Genomic DNA, 11,722 nt, shown 5'->3' on the forward strand with positions numbered 1-11,722 from the left:
GCTTGCCGAATCGCGTATGGCGAACGCCGGGTCGGTATCCCCGGTGGTAGCTGCACCGCCTGATGAATGAACTGCGGGCGATCCGCCCGCGCGAAATGTCCTAAGGAAGGGCAACCAATGCGAAAAGCTTTGAGTAAGAGCATGCTCGTCATGGCGGCGGCGTCAGGCATCCTGACCGCGGCAGGCGGATATGCACAGGCGGATTCTTCTGCCGACGGCTCCGCTGCCGGCTCGCCGGGCGTCGGCTCGGGCAACGCCGTACAGGTGCCGGTGCACGTTCCCGTCAATGTCTGCGGCAACACCGTCAATGTGGTGGGCGCACTGAACCCGGCATTCGGTAACACGTGCGAGAACGTGAGCGACGACTCCGACGACGACGGCGCCCAGGGCGCGAGTGCCGTCGGTAGCACCAGCAACTCCCCCGGGGTTCTGTCGGGCAACCTGATCCAGGTTCCTGTCGACGTCCCGGTCAACGCCTGCGGCAACACCGTCAATGTGGTCGGCGCACTGAACCCCGCGGCGGGCAACCGCTGCTCCAACGGCGGTCGGCCGTCGACGGGCGAGCCGCCCGTCGAGCCCCCCGTCGTCGAGCCGCCCGTCGTGGAGCCGCCCGTCGTCGAACCGCCGGTCGTGGAACCCCCCGTCGTGGAGCCGCCCGTCGTCGAACCGCCGGTCGTGGAGCCCCCCGTCGTCGAACCGCCCGTCGTCGAACCGCCGGTCGTGGAGCCCCCCGTCGTCGAACCGCCCGTCGTGGAGCCCCCCGTCGTGGAGCCCCCCACCGTGATCCCCGCCGGCGTGAACACGCCCGGCTCTCAGCTGGCCCGCACCGGCTCCGCCGACCTCGGGGTGGCAGCCGCCGGCAGCGCCGCTCTTCTGCTCGGTGGCACCTTGCTGATGCGCCGCGCCCGCGCCTCGCGGAACTGACGCATCCGCAGAATTGGCGTGACCGGGAAATAGACAGGTCCGGCAGGACAGCCTCAGCTGTCCTGCCGGACCTGTCGCGTTCCGCCGGCCTCGTGTGAAGCGGGCGTCTCGCCGTGCGTCACCCGGCAGCCGGTACGTACAGGACCGCGCCCCTACGGATAGAAGTGCGTCAGCGACTCGGCGACACAGGCCGACTTCTCGGACCCTTCGAGTTCGAAGGTGAAGGCGCGGGTCATCTGTACGCCGCCCCGCGCTACCTCCGTCACCCCGACGACCGACGCATGCAGCCGCACGCGGCTGCCGACCGGTACCGGCGCGGGATAACGGACTTTGTTCACCCCGTAGTTGAGCGCCCGGCCCACGCCTTGCACCCGGAGCAGTTCACCGAACATCGGGATCCCCCAGCTGAGGACCATGTATCCGTGGGCGATGGTGCGTCCGTACGGGCCCGTTGCGGCGCGTTCGGTGTCGGTGTGGATCCACTGGTGGTCCCCGGAGACGTACGCGTAGGCGTCGATGAGCTCCTGGGTGATCTCCTTCCAGCCGGAGCGCCCCAGGTCGCGCCCGCTCAGGGTGAGGATCTCCGGGATGCCGTGCACGGTCAGCGGCATGGTCCGCGCTCCGTTCTTGCTCGCAGTGGAAGTCAGGCGGTGACGGGGACGGTGCGCGGTGCGGCAAGCGGCTCCGCCGCCTGTTCGTCGTGGTTGGGGCGCTTGAGCAGGAGCAGCATGCAGCCCAGGGTCAGCACCACCTGGAGGACCGCGTAGGCGATGACGGCGGTGATCGAGCCGGTGCGGTTCAGCAGGAACTGGCCGATGATCGGGGTCGTTCCGCCGAGGAGCGTGCCGCAGAGCTGGTAGCAGAGCGAGATGCCGGTGTACCGCAGGTGGGCCGGGAAGCGGCTGGCGAGCATGCCGGCGAGAGCCGCGTAGTAGAGGCAGTGCGGGATGGTCGCGACGGCGACGCCGACCATCGCCAGACCGTAGTTCTCGGTGCCGATCAGGACGAACATCAGCGGCATCAGAACCAGTTCAGGCAGCAGCATCACCGTCACCGCCCGGGACCAGCTCTTCATCCGGGTGGCGATGAGGGCGCCGAACGGCTGGACGACGATCTGCGTGACGTTGGCGACCAGGATGATCGTCAGGAACGAGCTGCGGTCGAAGTCGAGCGACGAGGTGGCCCAAGACAGGGCGAACGTCGACTTGAAGTACGTTGCCGACAGGCCGATGGTGCAGGCGCCGATGCCGAGGACGATCAGCATGGGCTGGGTACGCAGGACTTCGGTCAGCGGAACCTTGACGACCTCCTTCTTCTGGATGAGGTTCGCCATCGCCGGCGACTCGGCGACCTTCAGCCGCACGAACAGTCCGACGATGACGAGGGCGGCCGAGAAGAGGAACGGCAGGCGCCAGCCCCAGGAGACGAACGCCTCGTCGGGCAGCTGACTGATCGCCAGGAAGCTCAGCGTGGAAAGGGTGTTGCCGACGGGCGAGCCCTGCTGGGCGAACGCCCCGTACAGCACCGACTTGCCCTTCGGGGCGTGCTCGGAGGCGATCAGGACCGAGCCGCCCCACTCGCCGCCGAGGCCGATGCCCTGCACCATGCGGATGGCGACCAGCAGGATCGGGGCAGCGATGCCGATGGAGGCGTAGCCCGGCAGCAGGCCGATCGCGGTGGTCGAGATGCCCATCATCAGCAAGGTGATGACGAGCGTCTTCTTGCGGCCGAGGCGGTCGCCGTAGTGGCCGAAGATGACGCCGCCGATGGGGCGGGCGAGGAAGCCGACCCAGAAGGTCGCGAAGGCGACCAGGGTGCCTATGGCGCCGTCGAGTTCGGGGAAGAACACCTTGTCGAAGACCAGCGCTGCCGCGGTGCCGTAGATGTAGAAGTCGAACCATTCGATGGTCGAGCCGATGAAGGCGCCGAATCCGGCGCGGTTGGCGGCTCTGGTGCGCTCTCGTGGGGTGGTGGTGGACGCACTCATGCATGGCTCCCGTGAACGTCGTCGATCAAGCGGATGGTGGTGGGGGCGTCGCCCGAGACGCCTGTGGGGGGCAGTGCAGCGAGGGATCTGGGGACGGCTGCCGGGTGTGGTGGCGGTTACGGTGCCGGCCGGGACCTCGGGTCCGATATCGAATTGCTGGTGCGATGGGACGCCGGGCGTCCCACCGCCGGTCAGCTGCCGTTCGTGCGACGAGCGAGGTGCCCGTCAGGCCGCTATGCGTTCGAAGATCGCGGCGAGACCCTGGCCGCCACCGATGCACATGGTCTCCAGGCCGTAGCGCACCTCGCGACGGTGCATCTCCCGGGTCAGCGTGGCCAGGATGCGGGCGCCGGTGGCGCCGACCGGGTGGCCGAGGGAGATACCGGAGCCGTTGACGTTGATCCGCTGCTCGTGGTCGGTGTCGCCGAGACCCAGCTCGCGGGTGCAGGCCAGGACCTGGGCGGCGAATGCCTCGTTGAGCTCGATCAGGTCGAGGTCGGCGAGACCCAGTCCGGCGCGGGCGAGTGCCGCACGGGTGGCCGGGACGGGGCCGATCCCCATGGTCGCGGCCGGAACTCCGGCGCGGGCGAAGGAGACCAGGCGTACCAGCGGGGTCAGGCCGAGGCGTTCGGCGGTCGTCGCGCTCGTCACCAGGCAGGCGGCTGCCGCGTCGTTCTGTCCGCTGGCGTTGCCCGCGGTGACGGTGGCGTCCGGGTCGGACTTCAGCATGATCGGACGCAGCGCGGCGAGTTGTTCGGCGGTGGTGTCGGGGCGCGGGTGCTCGTCGGCGGTGACGGTCGTCTCGCCCTTGCGGGTGCGTACGGTGACGGGGACGGTCTCCGCGTCGTAGCGCCCGTCGGCCGCGGCGCGGGCGGCACGCTGCTGCGAGCGCAGGGCGAGCGCGTCCTGGTCGGCGCGGCTGACGGCGTAGTCCCGCCGCAGGTTCTCCGCGGTCTCGATCATGCCGCCGGGGACCGGATGGTTGACGCCGCCCGCCGTGACCCGGCCGCGGGCCAGGGAGTCGTGCAGCTGGAGGCCGGGTCCCTTGATGCCCCAGCGGCCGTCGTGCGTGTAGTAGGGGGCGGCGCTCATCACGTCGACACCGCCCGCGATCACGACGTCACTGAAGCCCGTCCGGATCTGCATCGCCGCGTCGAGGACGGCCTGCAGGCCCGAGCCGCAGCGGCGGTCGATCTGGGAGCCGGTCACGGACTCGGGGAGTCCGGCGTCGAGTGCGGCGACCCGGCCGATGGCCGGGGCGTCGGAGGACGGGTAGGCGTGGCCGAGGATCACTTCGTCGACCTTCGCCGGGTCGATGCCGGTACGGGCGACGATCTCGGCGATCACACGTGCGGCGAGCGCGGCCGGTGTCTGCTGGGCGAAGGCCCCGCCGAAGCGGCCTATGGGGGTGCGCAGCGGTTCACAGATGACGATGTCGGGCTGCTGGTCGGGCACGGCGGAACCTTCCGGTGGCACGGGCGGGTGACGGGGCGGTTGTAGCTGCACTGGTGGATGTCCACCGACCCTCGCACTCGGTGACTGAGTCGGTCCAATATCCAGTTCACCCTGGTTCAAGACGCCACGCGTCTCAATGACCGACAGGGGTCGGCAGCGCGCTCTCCGCGACAGCGAGTACCGCGCGCAGGGCGGCGGACGGGTTGTCGGTCCGCCAGGCCAGCGCCGCCTGAAGCCGGATCGGCGGCCCGGCGAGCGGTCGGTAGACCAGTCCGTTCTGCTGGATGTGCTGGCAGGAGGTGACGGTGAGCGTCACGCCGACGCCCGCGGCGACCAGGGCCAGGATGGTGTACGAGTCGGGAGCCTCCTGCACCACGCGCGGGTCGAATCCGGCCGCCTCGCACGCCCCGACGGTCGCGTCCCGCACGGTCGAGCCGGTGTTGGCGGGGAAGGAGACGAAGGGTGCCTGCGCGAGCACCTCGAGCGGGACCTGCTCCAGCCTGGCGAGCGGGTGGTCGGAGGGCAGGGCACAGACCAGCTCCTCCTCGTCGATCACCCGGTACTGCACGCCCGGCCGGGTCACGGGCAGCCGGACGAATCCGAGGTCGAGCGAGCCGTCCGCCACTCCGGCGAGGGCGACATCCGCGTACGTCTGGCCCTTCATGACCAGCTCCAGGGCGGGATGGGCGGCACGCACCGCCCTGGTCAGCAGGGGCAGCGTCTCGTGGCTCGAGGCGCCGGCGAAGCCGATGGTGACCCGCCCGTACTCGCCGCGGCCGGCCGCCTTGGCGGCCCGTACCGCCGTGTCGAGATCGTCGAGCACGGTCCGCACCGGCTGGAGGAACGACTCCCCCGCGCTGGTGAGCCGCACCGATCGGGTGTTGCGCTCGAAGAGCTGGACGCCGAGCTCCTTCTCGAGCTGCCTGATCTGCTGGCTCAGGGGCGGCTGGGCCATCTGCAGGCGCTTGGCGGCCCGGCCGAAGTGCAGCTCCTCGGCCACTGCGATGAACGCGGACAGATGACGCAGCTCCATTCCCCACCTCATTCATAAATCAGGAGTCTTGATTCGACCTTAATTTGGTATTGGACAGCAATCAATGGCCGCTGACACGGTGGGGCGACGCGCACGCACACGCAGAGGAGCACCGTGGCCACAACGGACAGGGCGGACAAGACGCTGTCGATGAGGGAGGCCATCGCCTCCTTCGTCCACGACGGCGACACCGTCTGCCTCGAAGGTTTCACGCATCTCATCCCGACCGCCGCGGGCCACGAGATCATCCGCCAGGGCCGTCGCGACCTCACCGTCGTCCGGATGACCGCCGACATCGTCGTCGACCAGATGATCGCCGCGGGGTGTGTCTCACGGCTGGTCTCCTCCTTCGTCGGCAACTCCTCGGCCGGTTCGCTCGGCGAGCTGCGGCGGCGCGTCGAGACCGGCGATCCCGCGCCGCTCGTCTTCGAGGAGTACAGCCACTACGGCATGATCTGCCGCTATCTCGCCGGCTCCCAGCGGCTGCCGTTCTATCCGCTGCGCTCGTACGGCGGCAGCGATCTGCCGTCCGTCAACAGCGATCTGCGGAAAGTCACTTCGCCCTATCCGGGCCCGGACGGCGAACCCGAGCAGATCTATGTGGTGCCGCCCGTGAACCCGGATGTCACGATCATCCACGCACAGCGGGCGGACCGCCGCGGCAACACCCAGATATGGGGCCTGACCGGCATCCAGGCGGAGGCCGTGTACGCGGCGGACAAGGCGATCGTCGTCGTGGAGGAGGTGGTCGACGACGAGGTGATCCGCTCGGACCCGAACCGTACGCTCGTGCCGGCCCATGCGGTCGACGCCGTCGTCGCCTGCCCACGCGGCGCGCACCCCTCGTTCGCGCAGGGGTACTACGACCGGGACAACGCCTTCTACCGGGCCTGGTCGCAGATCAGCAAGGATCCGCAGCGGCTGCAGGAGTGGCTGGACGAGTGGGTACGCGGGACGGCCGACCACGCCGAGTACGTCGACAGGCTCGGCGACGAGTTCTGGGCGGGCCTGGCGGTCGGCGAAGCGCTCAGTGAACCGGTGAACTACGGGCGGCGACTGTGAGTACGCAACACGAGAAGGAGCAGGGCATGACCACCGTGACCTCGTCGGAGCTGCTCTCCGTCGTCGCCTCGCGCGAACTGGTCGCGCGCCGCACCGTGTTCGCCGGCATCGGCCTGCCGACGCTCGCCACTGAGCTGGCCCATCTGACGGTCGCCCCGGACATCGAGGTCGTGTACGAGTCCGGGGTCTGCGGCGCGCACCCCTCCCATCTGCCGGAGACCATCGCCGACGCCGTCCTCATCACGGGCGCCGAGGCGGTCCTCTCCATGCCGGCGCTGTTCGGCTGTGTACTGCAGGGTGGTCATATCGACGTCGGGTTCCTGGGGGCCGCGCAGATCGACCGCCACGGCAATCTCAACACGTCCGTGATCGGCGAATGGGACAGCCCGACGGTCCGGCTGCCCGGCTCGGGCGGCGGCGTCGAGGTGATGGCCAACTCCCGCGAGGTCTTCGTGGTGATGCGCCGTCACACCCCGCGCTCCTTCACCGCGGCCCTCGACTTCTGCACCACGCCCGGACCCGACCGGGCGCTCGCCGAGGGCATCCGGCCGCTGGGCGTCGGCGTCACCCGGGTCATCACCGAACTGGGCATCCTGGCCCGCGCGGGCATCGGCGAGGAGCTGCGGCTGGTCGCCGTCCAGCCGGGTGTCACGGTCGAGCAGGTACGGGCGGCCACGGGCTGGGACCTGTCGGTCGCCGACACGGTGGAGACCGTGCCGCCGCCCACCGCCGAGGAGCTGCGGCTGCTGCGCGAGGACGTCGACCCCGGACGCGTCTATCTTCGCTGAGACGACTGCACCCACCCACCCGCACCCGAGAGGACCCCAACTGCCATGCGTATCAGGATCGTCGGCGCCGGAGCCATGGGCCGTGGCATCGCCCAGTGGGCCGCGGCCGCCGGACACACCGTCGAGCTGTGCGACGTACGCACCGAGGCGGTGACCGCGGCCCTCGACTTCGTACGGTCCATGCTGGACCGCGCCGTACAGAAGGGCCGGCTGTCCGCCGAGGACTGCGCCGCCACCCTGGAACGACTGGTTCCGCTCGATGATCCGTGGGCGGACGGACCGGACGTCGAGCTGGTCATCGAGGCGGTGCGGGAGGACCTCGGCACCAAGGCGGAGGTCTTCGGCCGGCTGGAGCAGGCGCTGCCCGCCTCGGCCGTGTTCGCGACCAACACCTCCTCCCTGTCGGTCACCCGGATCGCCGCGGCGCTGAAGGACCCGACTCGCCTGGCCGGGCTGCACTTCTTCAACCCGGTGCCCCTGATGAAGATCGTCGAGATCGTGCCGGGCGCGGCCACCCGCCCGGAGATCCCGCCGGCCCTCACCGCGCTCGTCGAGGGCTGCGGGCACCGGGCGGTGACGGTCGCCGACACCCCCGGTTTCCTCGTCAACCACGCCGGTCGCGGTCTGGTGACCGAGGCGCTCGCACTGCTGGAGGAGTCGGTCGCCGACCCGGCGGGCATCGACCGGATCGCGCGTGACGTGCTCGGTCTGCGGATGGGCCCGTTCGAGTTGATGGACCTCACAGGTCTGGATGTGACGGCCGCCGTCATCGACTCGATCTGGGAGGGCTTCCGGTACGCGGACCGGCTCCGGCCCTCGTACCTCACCCCGAACCGGGTGGCCGCGGGGCTGCACGGCCGCAAGACCGGGCACGGCTGGTTCACGTACGGATCCGACGCGCCCGCCGCCGCTCCGGAGCCGCCGGTCAGCGGCGATGCGGACCGTCCGGTGTACGTCGTCGGGGACGCCGCGGACTCCGGCGCGGCCGAGCTGCGGGCGGGACTGGCCGCTGCGGGCGCCACCGTCGAGACCGGCGCCGATCCGTCCGCCGACGCCCTGGTGCTGGTCCCGGTCTGGGGCACGACCGTGGCCGCCGCGGTCGCCGCGTACCGGTTGCCCGCCGGGCGCACCTTCGGAGTGGACCCGCTGCCTCCGGCCGGCCGCCGCCGGGTACTCGCCGTGACGGCGGCGGCGGACCCGGCTGCCGCTCGGGACGCCCGCGCGGTGCTGGCGCGGGCATCGGAGGACGACGGCGAGCCGTACGCGGTGTCGGTGGTACGGGACACCGCTGGTTCCGTCGCGCAGCGGCTGCTGGCCTCGATCGTGTCCGTCGCCGCGTCGATCGCCGAACGCTCCCTCGCCACCCCGGCCGACATCGATCTGGCCGTCACGACCGGGCTCGGCTATCCGGTGGGGCCGCTGGCCTGGGGCGACCGGATCGGCGCGGACCGGATGCTGGAACTGCACCGGGCGCTGCACACGACGACCGGCGACCCACGCCACCGCCCGGCCCGCTGGATCACCGAGCGCGCCCAGCTGGGCCTGGCGCTGACGGACCCGGGGACTTCCCCCGGCGACTGCCTGGGCTGACGGCTGTCCCGTTCGGATCGGGCCCGCGTGGGCCCGATCCGAACGGTCTGGAGGTCGGCGACGAGTTCGTCGAGGCGGCTCAGGGCGGCGCTCACCCGCGCCGGGTCGTCGACGTACGGGTCGTCGGGCACGGGCAGGGAACTCGCCAGGGCCCAGCCCCGGCCCCGCGCCAGGTCGCGTCGTCGACGTCGAGCGCCGCCCGGAAGACGTTTCGCGCCCCGGCGGGCAGGAACAGCCACGCGGGCAGCAGATCGACGGGACCGGAACGGACGTGAGCGGCAGATCCGCCCATTGCGCGAACTGTTCCACGAGCAGCCGTCGCCCCCCCCGTGTCGATCGACGGATCGTCCGAACCACCTGTGGACATGCGCTGTCCCCCGGTCGTGGACGACGCCGAAGCCTGCCCTTCATCCCAACGCGGCAGACACCGCCGGTTCAACCGCCCCTTCACCGGCCCATCACGCCGGGGCAGTACATGACCGATTCGTACAAGACCCGCGACGCGGCCACGCTCTACGTTCGGACCATGACTCCACGACTCGACGCGATCGGCATCACCACCGCGGATCTGGCCGCATCGCTCGCCTTCTACCGCCGGCTCGGGCTCGACATCCCCGCCGGAGCGGACTCCGCACCCCATGTCGAAGTGACCCTGCCGAACGGACAGCGCATCCTGTGGGACACCGAGGAGGTCATCCGCTCCTTCGAACCCGGGTGGGCCGGTTCGCAAGGAGGTGACCGGGTCGGGCTCGCGTTCCTCTGCGACAGCCCTGCGGAGGTGGACGCGGTGTACGACGACCTGACCGGCGCCGGCTACCAAGGCCATCTGAAGCCGTGGGACGCCGTGTGGGGGCAGCGTTACGCGGTCGTCCTCGACCCGGACGGCTGCGCGGTGTCGCTGTTCGCCAGCGCCTCGCAGTAGGCGCTCAGGGTCGTACCGGCCAGCTCGCGCATCTCCCGCGCGAGGTGCGCCTGGTCGGTGCAGCCCGCCGCGAGCGCCGCGTCGGCGTAGGGCAGGCCGGTCCGTACGAGGGCCAGTGCGCGCTGCAGTCGCAGGACCCGGGCCAGGGTCTTGGGCCCGTAGCCGAAGGCCGCCAGCGATCGGCGGTGCAACTGCCGGGCGCCGAGACCGGCCGTGTGCGCGGTGGCGGCGACCGACCGCCCCTGCGCGAGCTGCCCGGCGACGGACCGCATCAGCGGGTCGGGCGGCCCGGTGTCGGCAGCCCGCCGCAGCGCCAGGGACTCCAGTGCGACAGCGGGGTCGGCGGCGTCGGCAATGCGCTCGGTGAGTATCCGCACCTGGACGCCCGGCCACAGATCGGCGAGGTCGACCCGCAGGTCACGCAGTTCGTACGCCGGTACGCCGAGGAGCGCCGGGGCGGTGCCGGGGGCGAACCTGATGCCGGTGAACCGGCCGCCGGTCCCCTCGGAGGGTTCGTACGCATGGGTGTCGGGCCCCGCCACGACCAGCCGGCCGTCGATCCAGAGCAGGTCCATGCAGCCGTCGGGCAGCACGGGCCGGACCGGCCCCTGCGGCACGTGCCGCGTCCAGACGATCGCCCCGTCGAACCGGGACTCCCGCTCCGCGTACCTCTCGCCCATACCTCACACGCTAAGGGCTGTCCCGGGCAGTCGGTTCGACTCCCCCCGTCGCCCGGTGCGAAACCTACGGCACTACGGCCGCGACTTCGGGGTCCCCTTCCCCTCCCGCTCCGCATCCTTGGACGTGTGCTTCGTCGTCTCCTTGTCGCGGCTGGGCTGCCGCAGCCTGGACCTCACATCGTCCGGCGGCAGGAACCTCGACCACCGCTCAGGGAACTCGGACGGCATATAGGGGGTGTCGCCTTCGTCGATGTCGTCCCAGTCCGCCTCGGCGTTCTCCGCCTGCGCCCGCGCCAGGAGCTCCGCGGCCTGGACGGCCCGTGCCCGGTCGTTGGCCGCACGCGCCGCCGCCGTCGCCAGCGAGGGCCACACCCGGTCGATGGCGGCGTTGACCGCCGCCCCCACCAGCACCGCGAACGCGGAGATGCCGATCCACAGCAACACGGCGATCGGGGCGGCGAGCGAGCCGTAGATCGTCGGCCCCTCGACCGTACTGGTCAGATAGATCCGCAGCAGGAAGCTCCCGACCACCCACATCACGAACGCCACGAGCGCACCCGGCACGTCCTCGATCCACGGCGAGCGGACCGGCACGGACACGTGGTACAGCGTCGTCAGGAACGCGACCGACAGAAGGATCACCAGGGGCCAGTAGAAGACGCTTATGACCTCCGTGCCCCACGGGATGAACTCCACGACCCGGTCGGGGCCGACCACGAGCAGCGGCAGCACGACCGCGCCGAGCAGCAGTGCCACGATGTACAGCAGGAAGGAGAGCAGCCGTGTCTTGACGATGCCGCGATGGCCGTCGAGGCCGTACATCACGGTGATCGTGTCGATGAAGACGTTCACCGCGCGGGATCCCGACCAGAGCGCGATCGCGAAGCCGATGGAGATGACATCGGGGCGGGCGCCGGTCGTGACGTCCGCCAGGAGCGGTTTGGCGAAGTCGTTGACACCCCGCTCGGACAGGACCGTCTGCGCCGCGTTGAGGATGTTGCGCTCGATGGACGCGACCGTGGTGGTGTTCGTCCACTCGTCGACGTAACCGAGCAGTCCGATCAGTCCGAGGAGCAGCGGCGGAAGCGACAGCAGGGTGAAGAACGCCGCCTCGGCGGCGAGTCCCAGAATGCGGTACTCCATGCACGAATTGACGGTGTCCTTGAGCAACTGCCAGACCATCTGCCGCTTGGATACGTTGCGGTAGAGGACTCGGGCCCGGTGGAGCCGCCCCGATGGCCGCTCGGGTGTTTCATTTGCTGCCTGCACGTCCTTACCGTA

The 11,722-nt window shown here is 70.6% G+C and carries 12 protein-coding genes; 5 read left to right on the forward strand and 7 right to left on the reverse strand.

Features of this window, described 5'->3' with window-relative positions; translation table 11 throughout:
* Positions 1-141 precede the first annotated feature (141 nt).
* Positions 142-924 (forward strand): chaplin, encoded by a 783-nt coding sequence (locus OG963_RS11905; RefSeq protein WP_319328512.1) that lies wholly within the window; start codon positions 142-144, stop codon positions 922-924.
* 152 nt (positions 925-1,076) lie between these two features.
* Here the strand turns inward: OG963_RS11905 and OG963_RS11910 are convergent, their stop codons facing one another.
* The 4 genes from OG963_RS11910 to OG963_RS11925 all read right to left on the reverse strand — a co-directional run bounded on the left by OG963_RS11910 (position 1,077) and on the right by OG963_RS11925 (position 5,399).
* Positions 1,077-1,535: a MaoC family dehydratase gene (locus OG963_RS11910; RefSeq protein ID WP_371798871.1), complete on the reverse strand. Its 459-nt coding sequence runs from the start codon at positions 1,533-1,535 to the stop codon at positions 1,077-1,079.
* A gap of 32 nt (positions 1,536-1,567) precedes the next feature.
* Positions 1,568-2,911 (reverse strand): MFS transporter, encoded by a 1,344-nt coding sequence (locus tag OG963_RS11915; protein ID WP_030917101.1) that lies wholly within the window; start codon positions 2,909-2,911, stop codon positions 1,568-1,570.
* A 225-nt stretch (positions 2,912-3,136) separates the two neighbouring features.
* Entirely contained in the window at positions 3,137-4,366 is a 1,230-nt protein-coding gene (locus OG963_RS11920; RefSeq protein WP_371798872.1) for an acetyl-CoA C-acetyltransferase, read from the reverse strand.
* Between the two features lie 133 nt (positions 4,367-4,499).
* On the reverse strand, positions 4,500-5,399 hold the full coding sequence (locus tag OG963_RS11925) for a LysR family transcriptional regulator (RefSeq protein WP_093775737.1): 900 nt from the start codon (positions 5,397-5,399) through the stop codon (positions 4,500-4,502).
* Between the two features lie 150 nt (positions 5,400-5,549).
* Here OG963_RS11925 and OG963_RS11930 point away from each other — a divergent pair, with 150 nt between their 5' ends.
* From OG963_RS11930 to OG963_RS11940, 3 genes are read left to right on the forward strand one after another with little or no spacing between them, the layout of a single operon-like run.
* The gene (locus OG963_RS11930; RefSeq protein WP_093930225.1) at positions 5,550-6,461 is read left to right on the forward strand and encodes a CoA transferase subunit A; all 912 of its coding nucleotides are present in this window, start codon (positions 5,550-5,552) and stop codon (positions 6,459-6,461) included.
* A gap of 26 nt (positions 6,462-6,487) precedes the next feature.
* Complete coding sequence (locus OG963_RS11935; protein WP_093775735.1) at positions 6,488-7,249, forward strand: CoA-transferase subunit beta; 762 nt, start codon at positions 6,488-6,490, stop codon at positions 7,247-7,249.
* 45 nt (positions 7,250-7,294) lie between these two features.
* A complete protein-coding gene (locus tag OG963_RS11940; protein WP_093775733.1) occupies positions 7,295-8,839 on the forward strand; it encodes a 3-hydroxyacyl-CoA dehydrogenase in 1,545 nt (514 codons plus the stop codon).
* 91 nt (positions 8,840-8,930) lie between these two features.
* On the opposite strand, the gene OG963_RS11945 is transcribed toward OG963_RS11940, so the two are convergent.
* The gene (locus OG963_RS11945) at positions 8,931-9,131 is read right to left on the reverse strand and encodes a hypothetical protein (protein ID WP_371798873.1); all 201 of its coding nucleotides are present in this window, start codon (positions 9,129-9,131) and stop codon (positions 8,931-8,933) included.
* A 183-nt stretch (positions 9,132-9,314) separates the two neighbouring features.
* Between OG963_RS11945 and OG963_RS11950 the strand changes: the two genes are divergently transcribed.
* Positions 9,315-9,761, forward strand: coding sequence for a VOC family protein (locus tag OG963_RS11950; protein WP_371798874.1), 447 nt, complete (start codon positions 9,315-9,317; stop codon positions 9,759-9,761).
* Here the strand turns inward: OG963_RS11950 and OG963_RS11955 are convergent.
* On the reverse strand, positions 9,698-10,441 hold the full coding sequence (locus OG963_RS11955) for a helix-turn-helix domain-containing protein (protein WP_093775729.1): 744 nt from the start codon (positions 10,439-10,441) through the stop codon (positions 9,698-9,700). The genes OG963_RS11950 and OG963_RS11955 overlap by 64 nt on opposite strands.
* Positions 10,442-10,513: 72 nt before the next feature.
* Complete coding sequence (locus OG963_RS11960; RefSeq protein ID WP_030917125.1) at positions 10,514-11,710, reverse strand: YihY/virulence factor BrkB family protein; 1,197 nt, start codon at positions 11,708-11,710, stop codon at positions 10,514-10,516.
* Positions 11,711-11,722: the final 12 nt, after the last annotated feature.

This window comes from Streptomyces sp. NBC_01707 (assembly GCF_041438805.1).
GTDB lineage: Bacteria > Actinomycetota > Actinomycetes > Streptomycetales > Streptomycetaceae > Streptomyces.